The organism is Stagnimonas aquatica (genome assembly GCF_003730135.1).
Lineage (GTDB): Bacteria > Pseudomonadota > Gammaproteobacteria > Nevskiales > Nevskiaceae > Stagnimonas > Stagnimonas aquatica.
Genome location: NZ_RJVO01000004.1, coordinates 162,569 through 186,786, shown reverse-complemented (window position 1 = coordinate 186,786; position 24,218 = coordinate 162,569). Strand labels below are relative to the sequence as shown.

At 59.9% G+C, this 24,218-nt stretch carries 24 protein-coding genes and 2 tRNA genes; 11 read left to right on the top strand and 15 right to left on the bottom strand.

The genetic code is table 11. The features are described from left to right. Positions 1-6: 6 nt before the first annotated feature. Together mgtA and ED208_RS10405 are read right to left on the bottom strand one after the other, a co-directional pair. Complete coding sequence (gene mgtA / locus ED208_RS10410) at positions 7-2,625, bottom strand: magnesium-translocating P-type ATPase (protein WP_199720590.1); 2,619 nt, start codon at positions 2,623-2,625, stop codon at positions 7-9. Positions 2,626-3,128: 503 nt separating this feature from the next. Next, a complete protein-coding gene (locus tag ED208_RS10405; protein WP_123211831.1) occupies positions 3,129-4,775 on the bottom strand; it encodes a MobA/MobL family protein in 1,647 nt (548 codons plus the stop codon). A gap of 245 nt (positions 4,776-5,020) precedes the next feature. On the opposite strand from ED208_RS10405, the gene traD reads away from it, so the two are divergent. Together traD and ED208_RS10395 are read left to right on the top strand one after the other, a co-directional pair. Continuing rightward, complete coding sequence (gene traD, locus ED208_RS10400; protein ID WP_123211830.1) at positions 5,021-5,392, top strand: conjugal transfer protein TraD; 372 nt, start codon at positions 5,021-5,023, stop codon at positions 5,390-5,392. A gap of 107 nt (positions 5,393-5,499) precedes the next feature. Further along, entirely contained in the window at positions 5,500-6,345 is an 846-nt protein-coding gene (locus ED208_RS10395; protein ID WP_123211829.1) for a DNA adenine methylase, read from the top strand. A gap of 3 nt (positions 6,346-6,348) precedes the next feature. Here ED208_RS10395 and ED208_RS17090 read toward each other — a convergent pair whose 3' ends face one another. Beyond that, entirely contained in the window at positions 6,349-7,158 is an 810-nt protein-coding gene (locus tag ED208_RS17090; protein WP_148044733.1) for an HNH endonuclease, read from the bottom strand. Between the two features lie 762 nt (positions 7,159-7,920). On the opposite strand from ED208_RS17090, the gene ED208_RS17085 reads away from it, so the two are divergent. Beyond that, the gene (locus ED208_RS17085; protein ID WP_148044732.1) at positions 7,921-8,472 is read left to right on the top strand and encodes a hypothetical protein; all 552 of its coding nucleotides are present in this window, start codon (positions 7,921-7,923) and stop codon (positions 8,470-8,472) included. A gap of 6 nt (positions 8,473-8,478) precedes the next feature. Here ED208_RS17085 and ED208_RS17080 read toward each other — a convergent pair whose 3' ends face one another. The 6 genes from ED208_RS17080 to dapA form a co-directional block, all read right to left on the bottom strand. After that, positions 8,479-8,838: a hypothetical protein gene (locus tag ED208_RS17080; RefSeq protein ID WP_148044731.1), complete on the bottom strand. Its 360-nt coding sequence runs from the start codon at positions 8,836-8,838 to the stop codon at positions 8,479-8,481. Positions 8,839-8,876: 38 nt separating this feature from the next. Further along, positions 8,877-9,266, bottom strand: a complete 390-nt coding sequence (locus ED208_RS17075; protein ID WP_148044730.1) for a hypothetical protein — start codon at positions 9,264-9,266, stop codon at positions 8,877-8,879. Between the two features lie 3 nt (positions 9,267-9,269). Then, positions 9,270-10,601, bottom strand: coding sequence for a site-specific integrase (locus ED208_RS10385; RefSeq protein ID WP_148044729.1), 1,332 nt, complete (start codon positions 10,599-10,601; stop codon positions 9,270-9,272). A 99-nt stretch (positions 10,602-10,700) separates the two neighbouring features. Then, a tRNA-Ser gene (locus ED208_RS10380) sits at positions 10,701-10,790 on the bottom strand. Between the two features lie 28 nt (positions 10,791-10,818). After that, positions 10,819-11,136, bottom strand: a complete 318-nt coding sequence (locus tag ED208_RS10375) for a hypothetical protein (protein WP_123211826.1) — start codon at positions 11,134-11,136, stop codon at positions 10,819-10,821. Beyond that, the gene (gene dapA, locus ED208_RS10370) at positions 11,133-12,017 is read right to left on the bottom strand and encodes a 4-hydroxy-tetrahydrodipicolinate synthase (protein ID WP_123211825.1); all 885 of its coding nucleotides are present in this window, start codon (positions 12,015-12,017) and stop codon (positions 11,133-11,135) included. The genes ED208_RS10375 and dapA overlap by 4 nt, the downstream gene beginning before the upstream one ends. 127 nt (positions 12,018-12,144) lie before the next feature. Between dapA and ED208_RS10365 the strand changes: the two genes are divergently transcribed. The 6 genes from ED208_RS10365 to ED208_RS10340 all read left to right on the top strand — a co-directional run bounded on the left by ED208_RS10365 (position 12,145) and on the right by ED208_RS10340 (position 16,697). Beyond that, positions 12,145-12,681 (top strand): glycine cleavage system transcriptional repressor, encoded by a 537-nt coding sequence (locus ED208_RS10365; RefSeq protein ID WP_123211824.1) that lies wholly within the window; start codon positions 12,145-12,147, stop codon positions 12,679-12,681. Between the two features lie 17 nt (positions 12,682-12,698). Next, positions 12,699-13,166, top strand: coding sequence for a peroxiredoxin (locus ED208_RS10360; RefSeq protein WP_123211823.1), 468 nt, complete (start codon positions 12,699-12,701; stop codon positions 13,164-13,166). A 133-nt stretch (positions 13,167-13,299) separates the two neighbouring features. After that, positions 13,300-14,742: a PhoH family protein gene (locus tag ED208_RS10355; RefSeq protein WP_123211822.1), complete on the top strand. Its 1,443-nt coding sequence runs from the start codon at positions 13,300-13,302 to the stop codon at positions 14,740-14,742. 27 nt (positions 14,743-14,769) lie between these two features. Continuing rightward, positions 14,770-15,102, top strand: a complete 333-nt coding sequence (locus ED208_RS10350; RefSeq protein ID WP_123211821.1) for a hypothetical protein — start codon at positions 14,770-14,772, stop codon at positions 15,100-15,102. An 18-nt stretch (positions 15,103-15,120) separates the two neighbouring features. Then, positions 15,121-15,897 (top strand): sulfite exporter TauE/SafE family protein, encoded by a 777-nt coding sequence (locus ED208_RS10345; protein ID WP_123211820.1) that lies wholly within the window; start codon positions 15,121-15,123, stop codon positions 15,895-15,897. Beyond that, a complete protein-coding gene (locus ED208_RS10340) occupies positions 15,894-16,697 on the top strand; it encodes an ion transporter (RefSeq protein WP_233575001.1) in 804 nt (267 codons plus the stop codon). Before ED208_RS10345 ends, ED208_RS10340 begins: the two co-directional genes overlap by 4 nt. A 9-nt stretch (positions 16,698-16,706) precedes the next feature. On the opposite strand, the gene htpG is transcribed toward ED208_RS10340, so the two are convergent. Then, positions 16,707-18,572, bottom strand: coding sequence for a molecular chaperone HtpG (gene htpG / locus ED208_RS10335; RefSeq protein ID WP_123211819.1), 1,866 nt, complete (start codon positions 18,570-18,572; stop codon positions 16,707-16,709). 263 nt (positions 18,573-18,835) lie between these two features. Here htpG and ED208_RS10330 point away from each other — a divergent pair, with 263 nt between their 5' ends. After that, the gene (locus ED208_RS10330; protein WP_123212014.1) at positions 18,836-20,113 is read left to right on the top strand and encodes an ammonium transporter; all 1,278 of its coding nucleotides are present in this window, start codon (positions 18,836-18,838) and stop codon (positions 20,111-20,113) included. Positions 20,114-20,165: 52 nt separating this feature from the next. Next, positions 20,166-20,516, top strand: a complete 351-nt coding sequence (locus ED208_RS10325) for a hypothetical protein (protein WP_158608510.1) — start codon at positions 20,166-20,168, stop codon at positions 20,514-20,516. A gap of 80 nt (positions 20,517-20,596) precedes the next feature. Here the strand turns inward: ED208_RS10325 and ED208_RS10320 are convergent, their stop codons facing one another. The 5 genes from ED208_RS10320 to ED208_RS10300 all read right to left on the bottom strand — a co-directional run bounded on the left by ED208_RS10320 (position 20,597) and on the right by ED208_RS10300 (position 24,209). Then, complete coding sequence (locus ED208_RS10320) at positions 20,597-21,160, bottom strand: YceI family protein (protein ID WP_123211817.1); 564 nt, start codon at positions 21,158-21,160, stop codon at positions 20,597-20,599. A gap of 69 nt (positions 21,161-21,229) precedes the next feature. After that, on the bottom strand, positions 21,230-21,778 hold the full coding sequence (locus ED208_RS10315; protein ID WP_123211816.1) for a YceI family protein: 549 nt from the start codon (positions 21,776-21,778) through the stop codon (positions 21,230-21,232). Positions 21,779-21,795: 17 nt separating this feature from the next. Beyond that, on the bottom strand, positions 21,796-22,326 hold the full coding sequence (locus tag ED208_RS10310; protein WP_123211815.1) for a cytochrome b: 531 nt from the start codon (positions 22,324-22,326) through the stop codon (positions 21,796-21,798). 129 nt (positions 22,327-22,455) lie between these two features. Next, positions 22,456-22,542 (bottom strand) — tRNA-Leu (locus ED208_RS10305). 53 nt (positions 22,543-22,595) lie between these two features. Continuing rightward, positions 22,596-24,209, bottom strand: a complete 1,614-nt coding sequence (locus ED208_RS10300; RefSeq protein WP_123211814.1) for a GMC family oxidoreductase — start codon at positions 24,207-24,209, stop codon at positions 22,596-22,598. Positions 24,210-24,218 lie beyond the last annotated feature (9 nt).

Here is a 24,218-nt window from a genome sequence, read left to right as displayed (position 1 = left end):
CCAGAGTCAAGCCCCGGCAGGCGAGGCCGGCCACTGTCGGCGGGCGCTGCCGACACGCGCGTAGAACAGCGTCTTTGCCAGCTCCACCGCCAGCACGTACAGCAGCGTCAGCGCGATCACCGCCAGCAGCAGCGTGGCCGGCAGTGGCACGAAGCCGAGCATCGGACTGAGCGGGGAATAAGGGATCCACAGCGCAACGGCCACCACCGCCAGGGTGCTGGCCAGCAGCCAGTTTCCGGGCCGGCTGCGGTAGAACCGGCGCCGGGTGCGCACCACCAGGGCGATCACCAGCTCGGTGAGCAGCGACTCGATGAACCAGCCGGTGCGGAACTCCTCCGGCGCGGCCTCGAACAGCCAGAGCAGCACGCCGAAGGTGAGCAGGTCGAAGACCGAGCTGAGCAGGCCGAACAGCACCATGTAGTCGCGGATGAACAGCGCGTCCCAGCGGCGCGGCCTGGCCACCCACTCGGCGTCCACCCGGTCGCCGGCGATGGTGGTGGCCGGGATGTCCGACAGGAAGTTGTTGAGCAGGATCTGCGAGGCCAGCAGCGGCAGAAACGGCAGGAAGATCGAGGCCAGCGCCATGCTGAACATGTTGCCGAAGTTGGCGCTGACCGTGGCGAGGATGTACTTGAGGGTGTTGGCGAAGGTGGTCCGGCCCTCGTCGATGCCCTGCCGCAGCACGCCGAGATCCTTGCTCAGGAGCACGAAGTCGGCGGCCTCCTTGGCGACATCCACGGCGGTGTCCACCGAGATGCCGACATCGGCGGTGTGCAGCGCCAGGGCGTCGTTGATGCCATCGCCCATGTAGCCGACCACATGGCCGCTTTTCTGCAGCGCGAGGATGATCCGTTCCTTCTGGTTGGGATCGACCTCGGCGAACACCGCCGTGCGTTCCGCCGCGTGCAGCAGCGCGGCATTGTCCATGGCGTCGAGTTCGCTCCCGGTCAGCAGGCTGGCCTCGGGCAGACCGACCGCCTCGGCGACATGCCGCGCCACCTTGCGGTTGTCGCCGGTGATGATCTTCAGCCCCACCCCGCGCCGTGCCAGGTCGGCGACCGTCTGCCGGGCATCGGGCTTGGGCGGGTCGAGAAACAGCAGGAAGCCGGCAAAGCAGAGTTCACATTCGTCGGCGCGGGTATACGCGGCTTCGCGTGCATCCACCGCGCGCCAGGCGACCCCCAGAACGCGGTAACCCTGCGCGCTCCAGCGCTCGTAGCTCGCCTCGATGCGGGCGCGGCGCCCGGCGTCCAGCGGCAGGCCCTGCGCGCCCTCCCGGGTACACAGGGCCAGGATGCGGTCGAGCGCGCCCTTGGCGATCAACTGTCTCGCGCCCGAGGCGTCGGCGACCACCACCGACAGGCATTTGCGCACGAAGTCGTAGGGAATCTCGTCGATGCGGGCAAGCCCGTCGAGCGCCAGGCCGGCCTGATCGGCGGCGGCGCGCACCGCCGCATCGAGTGGATTGACCAGACCGGACTGCAAACGGGCGTTGACGCCAGCCAGGCGCAGCACTTCGCGGCTGGCCTGCCCCAGTTCGTCGTAGGCGCCGTCGAGTTCGACCACGCCTGCGGTGAGGGTGCCGGTCTTGTCGGTGCACAGCACATCCATGCTGCCGAGGTTCTCGATGGAATTCAGCCGCCGCACGATCACTCCCAGCCTGGCCATGCGCTTGGCGCCGTGCGAGAGGGTGATGCTGACGATCGCCGGCAGCAGCTCCGGCGTCAGCCCGACCGCCAGCGCCAGCGCGAACAGCAGCGAGGCGATGGGCGGCTTGTCCATGAAGATGTTGATGGCGAGCACCGCCACCACCATGGTCAGCATGATCCGGGTCAGCAGATAGCCGAAGCGCTGGATGCCGCGCTCGAATTCGGTCATCGGCGGTCGCAGGGCCAGCTTGCCGGCGATCTGGCCGAACACCGTCGCCTTGCCGGTCCGCACGATCAGCACCCGCGCGGTGCCGCTGCGCACATTGGTGCCCATGTAGACGCAGTTGCCACGCTCGGCGAGACCCGCCTGCGCGAGCGTCGGCCCCGGCTGCTTCTCCACCGGGAAGGTTTCGCCGGTGAGCACCGCCTGGTCAACGTAGAGATCCTTCGCCGCCAGCACCACGCCATCGGCCGGGATCAGGCTGCCCGCCGAGAGCAGCAGCACATCGCCCTGCGCCACCTGGCTCGACGGCAGGGTCTGCGGCTGGCCGTCACGCAGGACACTCGAATGGATGGTGACCTTCGAGCGCAGCTTGTCGATCATGTTGCCGGCGACGTACTCCTGGGTGAAGCCGAGCAGGGTGCTGCCGAGCACGATCACCAGCACGACGCTGGCGTCGATCCACTCCGCCGCCGCCAGCGAGATCAGCGAGGCGGCGATCAGGATCAGAACCAGCGGGCTTTTAAACTGGCTCAGAAACAATCCCAGCGCCGTCGCCTGGCGGGTGGTGACCAGGCGGTTGGCGCCATCGCGCGCCAGACGCCGCGCCGCCTCCGCGTCCGCCAGGCCTTGCGGTTCGCTATCGAGATCGGCAATCAGACGCTCGGCGGACAGGCTCCAGTAGGCCTCGGGCACGGCCTGCCCGCCGGTGCCGGGCGCCGGAGCGCGCTGAAACAGCCTGGCCAGTCGGTACAAGAGCCCTACTCCCGGAAACGGCCGGCGGGCGGCCTGCGGAATCCCTGAGGTTTTTTTCCTTTGCGGCAGGCTAAGACTAGCGCCAGGCGCAGGCGGGCGAGCCCGCCGACTGGTAGCCGCTGGCAGCGGAGCCGCGCCTTGGGGAGCGACAGGCACAAAAAACCCCGGATCACTCCGGGGTTTCTGTACTGCGGACTGCGCAAACTTGGCGGACAGGGCGGGATTTTCTGACCTTTGATGGCTGAAAAATCCAACATCCTGTTTCCATTGCTGTTCTGGAAACCCGGTGGACAAGAAATAAGCAGAAAAGTTGTCCTACCTCTTTGTCCCAGTGATCTTAGCTGGGGTCTTTGTCCACAAGCAACGCCCAAAAACCAGCCCAACGGATAGCTGGTGTTTTTGGGTGGTGGTTGTGGGCAAAGCTGCTGGGTTCGAGGGACAAACGGGGATTTGAATTGCTCAACCTGGCCCCTTTGGTTTTTTGCTAGGTGTGGGGCCTTCACCTAGCGACGATCTTTTGCATCCAGCTTGAGCGTTAGTTCTGGAATGAAGGACGTGCGGGCGGTCATCTGTCTGGCCTGCTCTGCTTCTTGAGCTGCTGCGGCCAGTGCGTTGCTCTTGGCCTCATCAAGTGCCCTGTTGGCGGCCTGTAGCTCCTTGTCTGCTTCCCTGATACGGCCGAGTAGTTCGGCGCGCTGTTCTGGTTTGCAGGTTCTGAGCTGACCTTCTAGCGCTCGCACGGAACTGGCAGCACTGGCAAGCCTTGCCATCAAGTTGTTGCCAACCATTGCTCTTGCTGATGGTGGGAGGCTGGCGGCCTGGTGCTTTGCCTGCTGGATGTTGCAGTGCTCAAAATCAGTTTGAAACATTGGCTCAATGGTTTTTCTGTGTTCCATCTTGCTGATGAGATTTTCTATGCCGGATAAAACGCCATTGGGCTTAAAAGGTTCTGGCACAAATGGTTTTTGATCTTTTAATTCAAACCTGATGCCATTTTCTTTGGCTTGATGGGTAAGCCAGTGTAAAAGGCCAGCTTCTTTCTGCCCTTCGGCTTTATGTGTTTTCAAGTGCTGGCTGGTGTCCTGCTGAATGACTGTGAGCTTTTCAGCTTCGTTCAATGTTCTTTCTTTTAGAACTTGAACTTTTTCCAGCTTATCGGGCGGGAGTCTGTTGTGGCTGAAGTTGACATCAAAGAAAATAGATTTTTCAAGTGGACTTAAAAACGCCAAGTCCAATTGAAGTGCTTTGCTGGCGCCCTTGGTTTGAACAAGTTCAGATAAATAATCATAGGCTTTTATAGCTGTTTTTATTTGCTCTTCGGTCTTATCTTGTTTTGCTTTTAATTGCTGAATGATGTTGCTTCTATTCTGGGCGTCCTCAGCAGTTGCAACCAAAAACTGTCTGATATTTTTCTCATAGCGTTTTTGGTTTTTCTCAATAACTTTCTGTCTTTTCTCTTCGTATTTTTGTTGGTTTTTTCCACGGAAAACATGGGGGACAGGTTCTCTATCCAGCTCAATGATTTTCTTGATGTCTTGCTTTTCTGTGGCTTCTTCTAATTGGGCTTCAAGGGTGCGGTGATCGACTCTCGCTTCATAGCCTCCTTTTTCCAGATGTTTGTTAATGGTGTTTGCAACCATTTCCCTGACTTCTTCAACGGCTTTGCTTCGCATATCCAGTTCTCTGACTTTTGCGGTAAAGCCAGTTTTTTCTAGTTTTCTGGTGGTGGTCAGGATATGGACGTGCTCGTTTTTATCGTCTTTATCTGGATGGTGGATGGAAACCATTGCCGCAAAGCCAAACCTGTCAACAAGGTTTCTTGTGATTTCTTGAGTTAGGGCAAGCCTTTGCTGGTCATCCATCTCATGAGGTAGAGCGATTAAGAACTCGCGAGCTACTGTGCTGTTGACCCTGGTTTCTGCCTTTTCTGCTTCATTCCAAAAGGCTTGAAGGTCTTTGCACCATGCTGGCATTTCCCCTTTGGGAAAAAACATCAAGTTTGCGGCCAAGCCGCCGCGATTACTGTAGTTGGATGTTTTTCCTGAAACAGTGTCCAAAAGGGTAGTTCTGGCTCGGTATGCAGCGGCTTTGACCGAGCTATGTCCCTTGGCTCGGGAGAAGGTGCTAAGGCTGCAACGATAGATTGCCATTAGCTAGACCCTCCACCCTCAACCCCAACAACAAGCAAAACAAAGGGTTTGAGCTTTATTTGGCAAAGCCAAATGGGGTCAAGGGGCCATGCCCCTTGCACGCGCAAACGAAGTTTGCCTAAGCGTGCTTTTAAGACTCGGCTTTGGGGTTGATTTTTGGTTATGCCGCTCACTGTGATTTTTTGCTCCTCTTAATATCTTGACGAATTGACAGAACGAGTCAATATCAAGAGAAAAGGTGAGAAATGAGCAAAAAACTAGAACAGGCTGAAAAAGCGATCAGCAAATATGAGGAACTACTAAAAAGACAAAAAGTGATCCTCGCCAAACAAAAGGCCAGAGTTAAGCTAAAAACAAAAAGAGAAGCCCGAAAAGCCAGAGAGCATAGGATTTATACTCTTGGGGGAAAGGTTGAAAAAATGGGGCTTGATCAGGCTGATGAAAAGTTTTTGCTTGGCTTATTTTGGTTTGGAAACCAACTGCTCGCCGGAAAATCAGCCGATGGTATGCCAGGTCTTGATGCAGAGTATTTGAGATTGCAAGGTGAGACTTATTTGATTGATGGGGTGAAGATGGATAGGCCAAGGGGAGTTGCTACAAGAGACCAGAACGCGTAATACTTCAACCGACCACAGGATCACTGGGGAACGCGCCCTTGGCAGTCTATAGATTTCAGAAACGCGCTAAGACGCTGTTTTTCTAGCTTATAAATGAAAAGTTATAAATGAAAACTAAAGTTCCCCATTTTCTACCGTATCAAGGCAGCAAAAGAAAGTTAGCTCCGATAATTTTGGATAAATTTTCAGGTCGCTATGACTTCATCTATGAGCCATTTGCTGGTTCTGCGGCTGTAAGTCTTGCTGCACTAGCTTGTGGAAGAGTTAGACGAGCGACAATCTCAGATAAACTTGAGCCACTCATGGCTCTTTGGAACCTTGTAATAAATGATCCTGATAAAATAGCAGACCAATACGAGAGGCATTGGAACGCTCAGCTAAAAAGCCCGTCCGATTATTTCATTAAGGTCAGAAATCACTATAATGAAACAAGGCAGCCATCTGAACTTCTATACCTGATAGCAAGATGCGTCAAAAACGCAGTTAGATTTAATGCCAATGGGGATTTTAATCAGTCTGCTGATAGTCGCAGACGTGGAACAAATCCTAGAACAATGAGATCAGAAATAATGATGGTCTCTAAGCTGTGCGCCGGGAGAGTTGAGGCTGTAGGCGCTGATTTTAGGGATGTGCTAAAAGATGCTAAACCCACTTCACTGGTTTACCTTGATCCACCTTGGCAAGGCACTAGTGGAAAAAGAGATCAGCGTTATGCGTTTCCGCTTCTGATTGATGATCTTATTTTGGCCCTTGAAGATTTAAATCGAAGAAAAATTCCGTATCTACTGAGCTACGATGGAACATGCGGAGATAAGTCGTATGGGAAGGATTTGCCAGATTATTTAAACCTGAGAAAAGTTGGACTCAATGCAGGGCGATCCAGCCAAGCAACACTGCTGGGCAGAAACGAAATAACAATAGAGTCGTTATATATTTCACAAGACGTAAAATAAAAATTACCGGCCGCTCAAATGTTTTGAAATTATATCCTTAATAATGTCTTGAACACTTGAGCCGCTTGCACTTGCCATTTCTTCTATTTTTTTATAATCATCAAAATGTGTTGAAGAGAAAGTCAGGCTAAGATTTTTTATATTTTTCATTGCTACGTGCGCGTAGTTATTTGGAAATGCCCAATAGCACGTGGAACATGTTTGTATGTTTTTTATCTGATAGTTGGGGCAATGCTCGCAGGCCCATGATTTTTGTCGCTGCGCTGGCCCTGAGAGCAACATAAATGCGTTTGGGTCTCTTTCATCAGAGACCTTATCCCCTGCTACGGCGTATGGAACTCTGTGGTCTATTTGTAAATATAACGGATCATAGTATTCAGAACTTATCTCGCATTTTGCTCCGTTGCTTTCAATTAGTTTTATTTTAAAGCTTTTTGAGAAAACTTTTCGTCCACCCTGTTTGTGTCCCTCAACTTTATCAGGATCGCCAAAGACATAGGCAGCAATTTCCTTGCCGTCTTTATCCTTGGCTTTGATGCGGATAACAGGGATGCCTTCATCTTTGACATCCATAGCAGCTCTTGGGGCGTGCTTATACCCGTAGGTGTGAAGAAGCTCTTCGGTGGTTATTCGACCATGCTTGATGATGTGGTCAATGACTGTCTTAGCACGCTTGCGCGTGACCCTTTTGGCAGCTTCTAGGATGCGTTTGTCTGTTGTCATGCCCGCATCGTAGCGAGGCATCTTCAGACTGTCGAGCAACTGGCTTGGGCCCGCTTCGACTGGGCCTTGTTCCTTCTTTTTCCTACTCACGAACGATAGTGAGTGTGATTTTTAGACAAGGGGGCCTTTAACATGCCCCCTTCGATTTACTCTATCGAGTAAATCTACCCCCCGGTTGCTGAAAGTGCTTTGCACTTTCAGCCTTGTTCCGCTTTGCAGAGGGGAAAGACTTCTAAGGGCTGAGCCTTGCTCCGATAGTGAGTTTGCCGAAAAGCCCAAGTGTTTTTCTTGGGCTGATAGGCAAAGCTCGGCCATCCCTAGTCCAGCGGACAAGGTTCAAGCACCTTAGAGCCTTCGTTTCCGTCTGAAAATCTGGTGACTTTCAGACCATCGAGGGTCCCTTAGTTCCTTCAAGGCCCATCTTCTCTACCGATGGCTGGCTGATGATTTCCAGCCATCCATAGATGGATAGTGCTGCTGTGCTGAAGGCATTCCTGGCTTCTCACTTTGCCCCGTGCAGATCCCAGCTTTGGGGCTACAAAACAAGCCAAGCTGTGGCACCAGACCTCATCTGGGGACATTTAACTCTTGTTCCGGCGAGTTTTAGGATTTTAGGTATTTGACTTAATTATCTTGACAGCTCGCAAACGTAATCTACAAAAAAAACAAAGCAAGTCAATAGGCAAGAAAAAACCCAGCTACTTAGTGGTGCGAGCCGTCAAGAGAGCTGGGTTTTTGTTTGTCTGTGCGGAGCAGGGAGACAAAATAATAATAGTTTATTTATGGCAAGTCGTCAATATAAATTATTGACTTTCTGAGCTAAAGAGGTATTTTAGCCAAAAGGAGTTAATAATGGGAAACAATAATAATGATAAAAGTATGCTGGATAAGGCATTTGGCCTTTTTTCATCATCTGTAAAAATGGTATTGATGCTTTTTGGGTTGGTTGTAGTTGCCTCAATAGTGCTTGCATTTATTGCAGTGGGTGAAGTAAGCCAAAATGTATCAGGAAATAATTCAGATACTAAAGTCATTCAAACTGCGGCAGCGCCCTTGAACGTTCAAGCTACTATTACCCAGGCAAAAATAACTTCAGATGGCTACAACGAGGTGCTGTCAATGAAATTTCAATTTAAGAATAATTACAGCAAGCCAATAGCGGCAATTAAAGGCAACATTGGTCTGTATGACAATTTCAACAAGCAGCTATCTAATGCGGAGTTTGTTGAATATAAGCTTTCTCTGGCGCCGGGAGCAGCAGTTGAGAAGAAACTTTCTATGGACCTAAATCCATTTATAAGCGAACATCAAGATATAAAAAATGCTACTGAAGGCGGACAGATCAAGTTTTTGATAGAACCCAAATATGTCTCATTCTCTGACGGCACAACGGTCGAGAAATAATTAAAGTTATAAAATGTCAATTATTTTCTTTTTCTTCTTGAGTGGTGGCAAGCCTTCAGTTAGCTTTTTGCCTTCAGCAATGCCCATTGCTTGTTTAAGATGCTCGTCCTTTACATAGATGAAGACTGTGCCTTTACAGCCGTCTTGAGTAGTAAATTTGCGAAAAAAGAAATACTGTTCAACATCCCTATCATAATCAAAATAAACGATCTCCCCCTCAGCGAAAGGGGCTTGAGTCAATGTGTCTTTGTATGATTGAAAACGATCAAGCAAGGCAAAGACTGCAACCTCATTGGGTTCTTCATCATCCCAATGCCTTGGTATATCAATGAAGGGAATGTCTTTAGCAGTTTTCTTCTTGGTCATTATTAAACCGATTTTATGTGAATCTCAATAAAATTGCGCTAAAGAATTTTTGTCTTTTTTTTGATCTTGGCAACGCCAGTGCTTGCCTCTCCCTTCAATGAAGCTTTTTGGAGATCTGAGAACTCATTCCAAAACTCTGAATTATTTCCTTTATGGTTGCGAAATGCGATAGCCAAATAAGGCGACTGGCTATAAATTGCGTTGAATGTTTGCCCAAATGACCTAAAAACTCCGCGATAAACTTTATCGCCCTTCATTTTTATAAAAAGCCTGTATTCAGACATTAATCTCTTAATATATTCCCTGCAATCATTCTCAGTAGAAAATGCAAAGGGTCTCTTTCTTCCTAGCATAATAAATTCGCTGAGAGAATATTTTGCGTTTTTGAACGTGAGATTGTATCCGTTCAAATATCTTTCGTCTTTCATTTCTTATCCGAGAGCTGGGAAGATCACTTCTGCAAGTTCTTTGGGTGTGTATTTTCTTGAATACGCTTGATAGTGCTCATCATCAAGATCATGCCCCATATATTGGGCCCTGATGTCTGGTGGGATTTTGGCAGATTGCATCTTGTGAATGATGGTTTTGCGGAAAGAGTGGAAGCCCTTCATGCCAGTAGTTGGCTTGATTTCCAGCTCATCAAGGTAGCGAGAAAAAGCCTTGGTCACTGCATTGCCATAACCATTGATGGCATTGTTCAGCTTGGGAAATAGCTTGCTCTCCCCTTTGGTTCGCAGTTCTTCCACGTAGGCCAACAGGCCCAATTCGATCAGCTTGGGATGAATGGGGATGATGCGCTTGCTGTCCTGGTTCTTGAGCTTCTGTTCTGCCCCTTCGTCTGTGATGACAAAGCAAGGCAAGCCCTCAACAGTGATGAAGTCGGCAAGCCTGAGCTGTGCTACTTCATTCACACGGGCGCCCGTGTAGTTGCCAATCCACACCGGCCAGTATTTCTGGGGTTTTTTCCGGTCAAGGTTGCTGGTGATCTTCTGGATTTCTTCGGCGGTGAAGGGTTCAAAACCCAGCTTTTTTCTGAAACTTCTTTCCCGCTTGGTGTAGCTGACCTGCCCCGCTGCCGGGTTGTCCTGATTTGGGTAATAGCCAGCGTTTTGGCAATAGGTGAAAAACTGCTTGATAAATCCAAACTTCAAGGCAATGGTGGGCTTGGCCTGCTGCTGGTTGATCAGGAACTGATGGAACTCGGCCAGATCGGTTCTGGTGATGGTGTGCAGTGGGGTTGTGGGCTTTGCCCAATGCACTAGGTCAGCAAGTGCCTTCTGACGGCCGGTGAAGGTTTTGCGCACCGCTGTGGCCTTGATGGTGGCCAGATACTTCCTGCTGGCTTCCTGAAGCTGGATGGCATTGCCTGAAGGCAGTTGGCCCCGTTGGGGCTGGATAGGGGGAGGAAGATTGCTACCGCCCCCATTCAGGAGCTTGAGGGCTTCCATTGCGCGGGCGTGGTCGTCTTCACCATCTGCCTTGATGGTGAAGCCTTGCGGGGTGGTGATGCTGTAAGTCCTCGCCTGCCCCTGCTGTAGAGCCTCAAGAGTTTTCTTGAAGTCCATCCCTGCCCCTGTTCTGAACGTGGGCAGATGGTAAGCAGCCAGCCCATAGGCCAGCAATTTTGCTTCTGTGGGGTTGCGGGTTCCCAGCGATTGCTTGATGACCTTGCGGCCAAGCTGGTGCTGTAGGTGCTTGGGAACAATCAGGCGAAAGTAGTAGATGCCTGATGGATGCTGCTGCAAGTGGTGTGCAAGGTTCAAAAACCGGCCCTCGATGGGCTTATTTTTGTCCTACCTTGTTGTCCTACTTGCGGTTAGATGACCCTTGTAAGTGTTTAATTTACAAGGGCTTTTCTAAGGTGGCGGACAGGGCGGGATTCGAACCCGCGAAACGGTTACCCGTTTACAAACTTTCCAGGCTTGCTCCTTAAACCACTCGGACACCTGTCCAGATTCACTATTTTACCGGCAAATGCCCTTATTTGGCAGCGGGCGCCGCCGGTGGCGGCGCGGTTTCTTCCTGCGGCGGCATCTGCGGCGGCACATCGAGGCAGGCGCCGCGCCGGCCCTTGCCGCGCGGTTGCGGCTCGGCAGCGGCGGCCTTGGCGGCCTCGCTGAGCGGCGGAATGCGCAGGGCCGAGGGCGACTCCGGCAGATGCAGGTCGCCAGTGCCCTGGATCACCGGGATCGACTCCGCCTGCCGGTAGCGGGCCTTGGCGGTGCACTCGCGGTCGGAGGCGCAGCCCACCAGGCTCAGGGACAGCAGGGCGAGAACGGTCAAGCGGGAAACACTCATGCAAGCACTCCAGAAGCGCGCAGCGCCTCGCGAACCACGGGTTGTTGGGCGGACGACAGCGGCACCAGGGGCAGACGCAGGCCGCCGGGAATGCGGCCCATGGCATGCAGCGCCCACTTCACGGGAATGGGATTGGGTTCCACGAACAGCTTCTGGTGCAGCGGCAGCAACTGCGCATCCAGTTGCGCGGCTAGGGCGGCGTCACCGGCCAGCGCGGCGGCGCACATGCGGCTCATCAGTCCGGGTGCGACGTTGGCGGTGACCGAGATGTCGCCGGCGAAACCGGCGAGGATGGCCTCGCGCGCGGTCTCGTCGTCGCCGGATAGCAGCAGAAAGTCTTTGCGCAGGCCGAGGCCGAGCAGCGCCTGGCGGCGCTCCAGGCTGCCCACGGCTTCCTTCAGACCGATGATGTTGGGGATCGGCGCAAGCCGCGCGACGGTTTCCGGCAGCAGGTCGCAGCCGGTGCGACCGGGCACGTTGTAGAGCAGGATCGGCGCGCCGGTCGCTTCGGCAAGCGCCTTGTAGTGCCGGTACAGGCCTTCCTGCGGGGGCTTGTTGTAGTAGGGCGTCACCACCAGGCAGGCATCGGCCTTGGCCGCCTGCGCGGCACGGGTCAGCTCGATGGCCTCGCTGGTGGAATTGGCACCGGTGCCGGCAATCACCGGCACCCGGCCACGGGTCTGCTTGACCACCCGCTTGACCACATCCAGGTGCTCGTCGAAATCGAGGGTGGCGGACTCGCCGGTGGTGCCCACCGCGACCAGCGCGTTGGTGCCCTCGGCGATGTGCCACTCGACCAGCGCATCCAGGCTGGCCCAGTCCACTTCACCATCGTCGTGCATCGGCGTCACGAGAGCGACGATGCTGCCCCGGATTTGCATGGGATCATTGAGTTTCTGAAAAGGGGCGCCAGTATAGCCCAGCCCCCCATGCCGCCGACGCGCCTTGCGCGACGCTCAAAGCGGCTTAAACTCAGAACGCCGCGACTTCGCGGCACGATCACCGCACATGCTCTCTTCCGAATTCCTAAGCATTTCCGTACTGGCAGCCCCGCGTCCGCAGATCGCGCTGGAACTGTTCAGGGCCATCCGCGAACGCGGCGGCGAGGTGGAGGACTGTCGCATTGCCCCCATCGGCGACCGCCTCACCGCCAACCTGGTGGTCTCGGGCAACTGGAGCACCCTCGGCCGTCTGGAAACCGCCCTGCCGGGGATCGCCGAAAAGCTGGAACTACAGGTGCGCTTCGAGCGCTGCGGCGCCCGCGAGCAGAATCCGGCCTACCGTCCCTATGCCGCCGATGTCATCGCTCCCCAGCAGCCGGAACTGCTGGTGCACCTCCTGGAGTTCTTCGGCTCCCAGGACGTGCAGGTGGCGGAGATGAACTCGCAGAAATATTCCTCCGGTCACACCGGCGCCTCGATGTGCAGCGTGCAGATGGTGCTGCATGTCCCGGTCAATCAGCACCCGCAGGCCTTGCGCGAATCCTTCATGGATCTCTGCGACGATCTCAACGCCGACGGCATGCTGGACCCGATCAAGACCTGAAAAGACCGAGCCTGACCATGAGCATCGACATCGGAGACAAGCTGCCCGCCCTGAGCCTGCCGGCCAGCGGCGGCAAGACCATTGCGCTCAGCAAGGACTACGCCGGCCGCAAGCTGGTGCTGTACTTCTACCCCAAGGACAACACCCCCGGCTGCACGCTGGAGGGGCAGGACTTCACCCGTCTCTACCCGGAATTCCAGAAGGCCGGCACCGACATCGTCGGCGTCTCCAAGGACAGCGTGAAGTCGCACGACAACTTCTGCGCCAAGTTCGGCTTCCCCTACCCCTTGATCTCCGACGCCGAGGAGCAGGCCTGCACGGCCTTCGGCGCCATCGTCGAGAAGAGCATGTACGGCAAGAAGTACCTGGGCATCGACCGTTGCACCTTCCTCTTCAACGAGAAGGGCAAGCTGGTGCAGGCCTGGCGCAGCGTGAAGGCCAAGGGCCATGCCGATGAGGTTCTCGCCACCGTGAAGGAGCTGTAAGCGCCTTGGGCGCGGTCGCTCCGCCGTCCGTTTTCCCGAAGGCCGGGACGCTCCGCGTCGCCGGCTTTTTTCTTGCTTGAGTGTTTCCCGTCGCGTCCTCCCCCACCCGATCCGCCCCACGCACCGAGCCCGCATGTCCAAGAAGAAGATCTTCGTCCTTGACACCAACGTGCTGATGCACGACCCGAGCAGCCTGTTCCGTTTCGAGGAGCACGACCTGTTCATCCCGATGGTGGTCCTGGAGGAACTCGATGGTCTGAAGAAAGGCGCCAGCGAGATCGCGCGCACCGCCCGCCAGGTCAGCCGCCTGCTCGACGATCTGGTCGCCGGCAAGGACCACTCGCAGATCGAGAAGGGCATCCCGCTGCCCACCACGGCGCTGAAGAAAAGCGGCAACGGCGGTGGCCGCCACGGCGCCGCCTCCACCGGCAAGCTGTTTTTCCAGACCCAGCCGACCGAGACCTCGCTGCCCGGCATCCTGCCCGGCAACAAGCCGGACAACTCCATCCTCATCACCGCGCTGGCGGTGCAGGCCGCGCATCCGGGCCGGCCGGTGGCCCTGGTGTCGAAGGACATCAACCTGCGGATCAAGGCCGCCATCGTCGGCGTCCATACCGAGGACTACCACAACGACCAGGTGCTGGAAGACACCGACCTGCTCTACACCGGCTACACCACCCTGCCCGCCGACTTCTGGGACAAGCACAGCGACAAGATGGAGAGCTGGCAGGACGAGCGCGCGCGCGCCTGCTACAAGATTCGCGGCCCGCTGGTGAAGCAGTGGCACGTCAACCAGTTCCTGCACCTGCCCGATGACGCCGACGACGAGGGCCTGGACATGGTGGTGCAGGCGGTCGAGGGCAATAGCGCGACGCTGCGGGTGATCCGCGACTACCAGCACGGCAAGACGCCGGTCTGGGGCATCCACGCCAAGAACCGCGAGCAGAACTTCGCGCTCAACCTGCTGCTCGACCCCGAGATCGACTTCGTCACCATCCTCGGCACCGCCGGCACCGGCAAGACCCTGCTGACGCTGGCCGCCGGCCTCGCCCAGGTGCTGGACGAGACCCGCTACCGCGAGATCATCATGACCCGCGTCACCGTGCCGCTCGGCGAGGACATCGGCTTTCTGCCCGGCACCGAGGAAGAAAAGATGACGCCCTGGATGGGCGCGCTGATGGACAACCTGGAAGTGCTCACCCAGCCGCACGGCGGCGGTGGCAGCAGCAACGACTGGGAGCGCCAGGCCACCAACGACATCCTCTCCAAGCGCATCAAGATCCGCTCGCTCAACTTCATGCGCGGCCGCACCTTCCTCAACCGCTACATCATCATCGACGAGGCGCAGAACCTCACTGCCAAGCAGATGAAGACGCTGATTACCCGCTGCGGCCCCGGCAGCAAGATGATCTGCCTGGGCAATCTGGCGCAGATCGACACCCCCTATCTGTCGGAGACCACCAGCGGCCTCACCTACGTGGTGGACCGCTTCCAGGGCTGGCCGCACGGCGGTCACGTCACCCTGGCGCGCGGCGAACGCTCGCGCCTGGCGGCGCACGCCTCGGATATTCTCTAGGGCAAAGACCAATTACCTGGAGTTGACATGCTTTCTTCCCTGGTCCGTGGCGCCAAGGACGGCGCCCTGGCGCTGTCCATGAAGGCCTTCCTCAATGAGAAGCTCGGCATGTACGGCGAGATTCTCGAATGCGCGGTGGACACCAAGGCCAACCGGGTGATGCTCAAGGCCCATCTCAAGGGCGAGGCACATACCGTCACCGCCGCCATCGAGCGCTACGACCTGGAGCGCGAGGGCACGGACCAGTACATCGTGCTCAAGCAGTTCTCCAGCTCGCGCGAGTGGCTGACCCTGGTCTTGCAGCGTTTCTTCACCGACAAGCGCTACAAGCTGCCCTCGGCGGTGACCAAGCTGCTCTAGGCACGACCGGCCGCGACCTTGGGCGCGCTCGACACCACCCTGGCCGCGCTCTGCGGCTTCGCCTTCCTGGCCGGCTTCATCGACGCCGTGGTCGGCGGCGGTGGGCTGGTGCAGGTGCCGGCGCTGTTCGTGCTGCAACCGCAGCTCGCGCCGGCGACGCTGTTCGGCACCAATAAGTTCTCCAGCGTGTTCGGCACCGCCAACGCCGCCTGGCAGTACGCACGCCGCGTGCAACTGCCCTGGCGGGTGCTGGGCCTGACCGCCGCCACCGCCTTCGTGTTCTCGGTGCTCGGCGCGCGCGCGGTCAGCGTCTTCAACCCGGCCTTGCTACGACCGCTGGTGCTGATCCTGCTGGCGGTGGTGTTCGTCTACACGCTGTGGAAGAAGGACTTCGGCAGCCTGCACGCGCCCCGGCTCAGTCCGCGCCAGCAAAGGCTGGCCGGCGCAGCGGTCGGCGCCGTGATCGGCTTCTACGACGGCTTCTTCGGCCCCGGCACCGGCAGCTTCCTGATCTTCGCCTTTGTCGGCCTGTTCGGATTCTCCTTCCTGGCCGCCTCGGCCGCCGCCAAGCTGGTGAACCTGGCGACCAACCTGGCGGCGCTGGCCTGGTTCGTCCCGCACGGGCAGGTGGTCTACCGGCTGGCGGCGCCGATGGCGGCCTGCAACATCGCCGGCTCCTGGCTGGGCTCGCATCTGGCGATCCGCAAGGGCAGCGGTTTCGTGCGTGGCCTGTTCATCCTGATCGTCGCGGCGCTGATGGCGCGCATGGCCTACGACCTCTGGCGCGGCGCATGAGCAGCCTGGAACCGGGACTCGCAGCGACGCCGCCGCCGCAGGCGCCGAAGCCAGCGCGTGCCATCAGCGCGCTCGACTGGCTGATGCTGGTGCTGGCGCTGTTCTCCATCGGCCTCTTGAGCTGGGAAACCTGGGGCACGGTCAGCGAGACGCAGCGCCGCTGGATCCTCGGCGCCGACTACCTGGTGTGCGCGATCTTCGCCGCCGAATTTCTCTGGCAATGGCGGCGCGCCGGCTGGCAGCGCGGCTATCTGCTGCGCAACTGGTACGAGATCCTGGGCATGATCCCGGTATCGAGCCCGGCGCTGCGCGGCTTCCGGCTGTTCCGGGTGATCCGCATCTTGATCCTGCTCAGCCGCTTCGGCATGGCCGCCGACCGCGCGCTCGGTCGTGGCTACACCTACCGCCTGGTCAACCGGGTCAGCGAGCGGCTGATCGAGCTGATCAGCGCCCGCATCACCCTGGCGGTGCTCGACGAGGTCTGCGAGGTGCTGCAGAAGGGCCACTACACCAAGAACGTCGCCCGCGCGCTGGACGAAAACCGCGAGGCGCTGCGGGCGATGGCGCTGGAGAAAGTGCTGGCGGACCCGCAGATGCGCCGCTTCCAGCGCATCCCCTTCTTCAACGACATCAGCAACGCCGCCGTGGAAGCCAGCCTGCGGGTCGCCACCGAACTGCTGCACGACCCGCGCACCGACGAGTTCGTCGCCGACGTGCTGCGCGAGAACATCCAGCAGATCCGCACCGCCGTCGCCGCCAACCACCCGGAGCAGCGGCTGCCGCCGACTCCGGGGAGCTGAGCCGGAGTATCAGAGGATCAGGCGCGGCTTCTCGCTCAGACCATCGAGGATCAGCTTATTGAGGCGCTTCACGAAGCTCGCCGGATCGTCGAGCTGGCCGCCCTCGGCCAGCACCGCCTGGTCGTGCAGCAGCTCCGCGAGTTCCGCGAAGCCGGCCTCGTCGCTGCTGTCCTTGAGCCGCGCCACCAGCGGGTGGTCGGCATTGATCTCGAAGATCGGCTGACCACCGAAGGGCAGGTTCTGGCCGGCGGCCTTCATCATCCGCGCCATGCGCAGCGACATGCCGTACTCGTCGGCGACCAGACAGGCCGGCGATTCGGTCAAGCGCGCCGACAGCCGCACGTCGCCGACCTTGCCCGCCAGCGCCTTCTTCAGCCGCTCCAGGGTGTCCTTGTAGGCGGACTCGTTGGCGGCTTTCTCCGGCGTCTCGATGGCGGACTCGATGTCCTTCGCCGAGCGGGCGACGCTATCCAGCTTCTTGCCCTCGAACTCGCGCAGATGGCTGGTCAGCCATTCGTCGATGCGGTCGGTGAGCAACAGAACCTCGTAGCCCTTGGCAACGAAGCCTTCCAGATGCGGGCTGTTCTTCGCCGCCGCCAGGGTGTCGGCGGTGATGTAGTAGATGCTCTTCTGCTCCGGCTTCATGCGCGCGACATAGTCGGCCAAGGTCACCGTCTGGCCTTCCGGGTGCGCGGTGCTGGCGAAGCGCAGCAGCTTGGCGACCCGCTCGCGGTTGCCGTCGTCCTCGATCACGCCTTCCTTCAGCACCGAGCCGAAGGTCTTCCAGAATTCCGCGTACTGCTCCGGCTTGTTGGCGGCGAGGTCGTCGAGCAGGTCCAGCGCACGCTTGACCAGCGCGGCCTTGATCTTGTCGACCATGCGATTGCCCTGCAGCAGCTCGCGCGAGACGTTGAGCGGCAGGTCGGCGGAGTCCACCAGACCGCGCACGAAGCGCAGCCAGGGCGGCAGCAGTTCGGCGGCCTTGTCCATGATGAACACGCGCTTCACGTAGAGCTGCACGCCGCTCTGTTCCTCGCGGTTGAACAGATCGAAGGGCGCGCGCTTGGGGATGTAGAGCAGCGAGGTGTATTCGAGATTGCCCTCCACCTTGTGGTGGGCCCAGGCCAGAGCCTCGTCCCAGTCGTGCGAGAGGTGCTTGTAGAAGGCCTGGTAGTCGGCCTCGGTCAGCTCGGACTTGGGCCGGGTCCAGAACGCCTTGGCCTGGTTGATGACCTCGGCCTTGCCGTCCTTGACCAGGCTCACCGGCAGCGCCAGATGGTCGGAATACTTGTGCACCAGGCCGGTGAGGCGCTCGGCGTCGAGGAATTCCTTGTCTTCGGCGCGCAGGTGCAGGATCACCTCGGTGCCACGATCCGCCTTGTGGTGCGGCTGGATCTGGTAGCTGCCCTCGCCGTCGGAGTCCCAGCGCACCGCTTCGGCATCGGCCTTCTTGGTCAGCACGGTGATGCGCTCGGCGACGATGAAGCCGGAGTAGAAGCCGACGCCAAACTGGCCAATGAGCTGCGAGTCCTTGGCGGAGTCGCCGGTGAGCGACTCGAAGAACTTCTTGGTGCCGGAGCGAGCGATGGTGCCGAGGTTTTCCACCACCTCCTCGCGTGACATGCCGATGCCGTTGTCCTTCACCGTCAGGGTGCCGGCGGCGGCATCGGGGATCAGCTCGACGCCAGGGGTGTCGCTGCCCAGCAACTCCGGCCGGGCGAGCGCCGCGAAGCGCAGCTTCTCGCAGGCGTCGGAGGCATTGGAGATCAGCTCGCGCAGGAAGATTTCCTTGTTGGAGTACAGCGAGTGGATCACCAGCTTGAGGACCTGGCGGGTTTCGGACTGGAATTCTTTGGTTTCCACGGTTTCGGTCATGGCAGGAAGTCGTAGCGGTGGGCCGGGGTTTGTTGATTGATTTGTTGGCCGTTTTGGGGATGAAGCCGCGCCGTTCAAGGCCTGCGCATGGCCTCCGAACCCACTTCTCCGATGCCCGACGGCGGCGCGGCCGGCCATTGGCCGCACAGTTGGCACCCAATTTGCTCTGGTTTCCGCTGTAGCTGCTGCATTGCACCAAATCTGTACCTACAGACACTGTTCAAGGACTGCCAGTGAGCAATCGCACCGCCTTCAGCCGGCTGATGAGCCTGGCGCTGATCGCACTCGCCTCCCCCGCCCATGCCCAACCGACCACGGTGGGCTTCGACCAGATCAGCGCCGGCGACACCGCCTGGATGCTCACCTCCACCGCCCTGGTGCTGCTGATGACCATCCCCGGCCTGGCGCTGTTCTACGCCGGCATGGTGCGCAAGAAGAACGTGCTGGCCACCGCCCTGCAGAGCTTCTGCATCTGCGCGCTGATCACCGTGCTCTGGGTGTTCGTCGGCTACAGCCTGGCCTTCACCCCCGGCACGCCCTGGATCGGCAGCCTCGACCGCCTGCTGCTCGAAGGCATGCTCTACATCAAGGAAACCTCGCAGCTCACCGTCAGCCACATCGCCCCGACCATTCCGGAGTCGGTGTTCGTGATGTTCCAGCTCACCTTCGCGATCATCACCCCGGCGCTGATCACCGGCGCCTTCGCCGAGCGCATGCGCTTCGGCTCGCTGATGGTGTTCATGGCGCTGTGGTCGCTCCTGGTCTACGTGCCGGTGGCGCACTGGGTCTGGGAACCGGGTGGCTGGCTGGCCTCGCTGGGCGCGCTCGACTTCGCCGGTGGCACCGTGGTGCACATCAACGCCGGCGCCGCCGGTCTGGTCTGCGCCTGGATGCTCGGCCCGCGCGCCGGCTACGGCAAGGATGCCTTCCTGCCCTACAACCTGGCCCTGACGATGGTTGGCGCCTCCCTGCTCTGGGTCGGCTGGTTCGGCTTCAATGCCGGCTCGGCGGTGGCCTCCGACGGCCGCGCCGGCATGGCCATGCTCGCCACCCAGGTCGCCACCGCCACCGCAGTGCTGGTCTGGATCACGGTGGAATGGATGACCCGCTCGCGGGTGACCATGCTCGGCGCCTGCTCCGGCGCGGTGGCCGGTCTGGTGGCGATCACCCCGGCCTCCGGCTTCGTCAATGTCGGCGGCGCGCTGGTCATCGGTCTGGTCGCCGGCATCGCCTGCTTCTGGGGCGCCACCGGCCTCAAGCGCCTGCTGCGCGCCGACGACTCGCTGGACGTGTTCGGCATCCACGGCGTCGGCGGCCTGGTCGGTGCCCTGCTCACCGGCCTGCTGGCCGACAAGAACATCGGCGGCGTCACCGGCAACATCGGCATCCAGGCCATCGGCGCCTTCGGCACCCTGCTCTACAGCGCCGCCGTGAGCTTCGTGATCCTGCTGGCCCTCCGCTACACCATCGGCTTGCGCGTGAGCACCGATGAGGAGCGCAGCGGCTTGGACCTGTCCCTGCACTCCGAGCAGATCATCTGAGCCGCCCGGTGCGTAGGAACCCCTTCTCACGCGAGTCCACCAGGAGTCCAGTGTGATGGTCTATGACGACAAGTTCCCCATCGCGGCGCAGTTGTTCATCCGTCTCAAACGCAGCCCAGGCCGGGTGATCGACGTCACCTGGATGCTGGAGAACGAGATGTACGCCCTGGAGGTATTGCGGGTAGCACGCGCCGCCGACGCCGAGAGCGCCGAACTGGCCAACCGCTACGAAGCCCTGCTACGCACGCGCCCGGGCAAGGCGGCGGCACCCGCCGCGCCCGCCCAGGGCGGCGCCATGTTTGCCCGCACCGGCGCCTTCGTCGCCGGTGGCGCCGCGCCGGCCGCCAGCGAGGAAGCCGTGGCGCCGGAAGTCGGCCGTCACTACGTCGGAGCCCTGCGCTAAGGCAGCCCTCCCGGCGGCAGGCGCAGACCGAAAGCAAAACGCCCCGCGATGCGGGGCGTTTGCGTTGGCGGTACAGCAGATCAGTCCTTGATCGCCTCGACCTGGATACGCAGGCGCACCTTGCCGGCCAGACCGTCGGCGTACTTGCTCATGCCGAAGTCGGCGCGGTTGAACTCGCCGTAGGCATCGCCACCGCAGTCTTCCTTCTTGATGAAGGGGTGGATGATGCAGGTGAACTCGGTGATCTCGAGCTTGACCGGCTTGGTCACGCCCAGCAGGGTCAGCTGACCGTCGACGCCGGAGGGCTTGTCACCGGTGAACAGCAGCTTGCCCTTGTAGGTCGCGGTGGGGTACTTGGCGACGTTGAAGAAATCCTCGCCGAGCGCGTGCTCGTTCATCTTGTCGTGGCCGAAGTCGATGCTGGCGACGTCGATGCTGATGTCCACCGAGCCGGCCTTGGCGGCCTTGTCGAGCACCACCTTGCCGCTGGTCTTGTTGAACTTGCCACGCCACCAGGACACGCCCAGATGCGGCGCCTCGAAGCTCGGATAGGTGTGGTTGGACTCGATGGTGTAGCTCTCAGGCGCGGCAAAAGCGGTCAGGGAGGTGCCGGCCAGCAGGGCGGCGATCAGGCTGCGTTTCATCGGGGTGTTGCTCCAGTGTGGGCGTGGGTTTTTCGGGGTCTTGGGTAAATCGCGAACGGCCGCGCGACCTCAGCGCGGCTGCACGATGCGGAACTTCACAGTGACCAGGTCGTCCACCACCTCGTTCCACGAGGGGTCACCGATCCCGTAGGTCTTGCGGGAGACCGGCAGGCTGCCCTCGAACACGGTCGCGGCGGCCTCGCGCTTGACCGTCACCGGCAGGCTGATGTCGGCGCTCTTGCCCTTGATCGTGAGCTTGCCGCTGGCCTGGTAGCGGTCGCCGCCCAGGGCCTTGAAGGCGGTGGACTGGAAGCTCGCCTTGGGATAGGTCTTGCTGTCAAACCATTCCTTCTTGCGCACCTCGGCGTTGTAGTCCTCCATGCCCAGGTCGAAGCCGGCGGTGTCGATCTCGATGCTGGCGCTCGCCGCCTCGGGCTTGGCGGGGTCGAAGCTGACGGTGCCGGCGATCTTGGTGAACTCGCCGTCGACCGGCACGTTCATCTGCTTGAAGGTGGCGGTGGCCTTGCTCTTGGCCGAGTCGATGGCCAGCGCCGCCGGCGCCAGCGCGCCGAAGCTGAGCAGGCCCAGCGCGAACAGGGATTTCGGAACGAACTTCATGGATTTTTCTCTCCGGTTCAGGCCCCGAACCACATCCGGCCGAGCAGGCCGTCGCGGTCGAGAAAGTGATGCTTGAACGCCGCCAGCACATGCACCGCCACCAGCACCAGCAGGCCGGTGGCGAGCAACTCGTGCACCTCGTGCAGCACCCCGGCCAGGGCCTTGTCGCGGCCGACCAGATCCGGCAACTGCACCAGCCCGAGATAGACCACCGGGTAGCCGGAAGCCGAGCTGTACAGCCAGCCGGACAGCGGCAGGATGAAGATGAGCAGATACAGCGCCCGGTGGCCCCACTCCGAAGCCTGACGCTGCCAGGCGGGCATGCCGACCGGCAGCGGCGGCGGGCGATGCGTCAGCCGCCAGACCAGGCGCAGCACCGCGAGCAGGAACACCGTCACCCCGATCCACTTGTGCCAGGAGTAGTACTTGAGCTTGGCCGGTGACAGCGGCAAGTCGGTCATGAACCAGCCCAGCCCGAAGGCGCCGGCGATCAGCAGCGCGACCAGCCAGTGCAGGCTGACGGCGGTGCGGGTGTAGCGCTGGATCATCGCTTCACTCCAATTGAACGATGCCCGGCAGCTTAGGCGCTGAGGCGGCCATGAAGTAAGCGGAATGTTTTGAGCGCTTCATTCAGTCGGTTTGAATGCGCGCGGCCGACCGGCTTCGGCCCTGGACCCTGGTGCGACTGGCCGGACTCGAACCGGCACGCCATTGCTGGCACAAGATTTTAAGTCTCGGGCGTCTACCGATTTCGCCACAGTCGCGCGTGACCATTGTACCGGCAGCAGCGGCGCCAGCTCGCGGCTGGCGCGCCGGCTCAGCGCAAGCCGAGAATGAGATCGGCCGCCTTCTCGGCGATCATCGTCGTCGGCGCATTGGTATTGGCGCCGACCAGGGTCGGCATGATCGAGGCATCGACCACCCGCAGGCCGGCGACGCCGCGCACCCGCAACTGCGGATCGACCACCGCCAGGGCATCCACGCCCATCTTGCAGGTGCCCACCGGGTGGTAGGTGGTCTCGGCATTGCGCCGCACCCACTCGGCCAGCTCGGCGTCGGTCTGCACCGCCGCGCCCGGGCTCAGTTCCTCGCCACGGTGCGGCGTGAAGGCTGGCTGGGCCAGCACCTCGCGGGTGCGGCGCACGCCGGCCACCAGCTTGCGCACATCGCTGTCCTCGGCGAGGTAGTTGGGGTCGATGCGCGGTGGCGCCAGCGGATCGCTGCTGTGCAGGCCGACCCGGCCGCGCGAGCGCGGCCGCAGCTCGTAGACGTAGGCGATATAGCCGTAGCCGCGCAGCATCGGCCGCAGATCCTGGCCGTGGCTGAGATTGGGGAAGGGCCCGAAATGCCATTGCAGGTCCGGCCTCGGCTCTTCCGGCGTGGAGCGGAAGAAGCCGCCCGCCTCCGGCCCATTGCTGGTCAGCGAACCGCGCCGCGCGAACAGGAACAGCAGCAGCGCCCACAGCGAACGCAGCAGCGCGCTGGGATGGAAGGACAGCGCCAGCCGGCTGCGCTCGCGGCTCTCGACGATCACTTCCAGATGGTCTTGCAGGTTCTCGCCCACGCCCGGCAGTTCCTGCACCAGCGGAATGCCGTGGCGCTCCAGCTCGGCGCGCGGGCCGATGCCGGAGAGCATCAGCAACTGCGGTGACTGGAAGGCGCCGGCGCTCAGGATCACCTCACGGCGGGCACGCAGCTCCTGCTCCTCGTCGCCGGAGACGCGTAGGCGTACCCCCACAGCCCGCCCCTGTTCGATCAGCACCCGGGTCACCTGGGCGCCAGTGAGGATGTCCAGATTGGGGCGGCTGCGTACCTCCTTGCCCAGATAGGCGCGGGCATTGCTGCAACGCAGTCCGTCCTTCTGGAACACCTTGAACTGCCCCACGCCCTCCTGCTCGGCGCCGTTGAAGTCCTCGTTGCGACGATGCCCGGCCTGCACGGCGGCGCTGACGAAGACCTCGCTGAGCGGATTGGTGTAGCGACGCTCGCTCACCTGCAAGGGCCCGTCGTGGCCGTGGAATGGCCGGTCACGCTCGGAGAGCGGTGCCTGATAGCTCTCCGAGCGCCTGAAGTAGGGCAGCACCTCGGCATACGACCAGCCCTCGCAGCCCAGGCTGGCCCAGTGGTCGTAGTCCCAGGCATGGCCGCGCGTGCAGACGGTGGCGTTGATGCTGCTGCAACCGCCCAGGGTCTTGCCGCGCGGCTGGTAGGTGCGACGGCCGCCCAGGTGGGCCTGCGGCTCGCTCCAGAACTTCCAGTTGGCGAACCAGCCGCGCACCAGGGCCACCACGCCGAACGGCAGGTGGATCAGCGGATTGCGGTCGTCCGGCCCGGCCTCGATCAGCGCCACCCGGACCGCCGGGTCGGCGGACAGCCGGTTTGCCAGCACACAGCCGGCGCTGCCGGCACCGACGATCACATAGTCGTACATGCGCTCTCC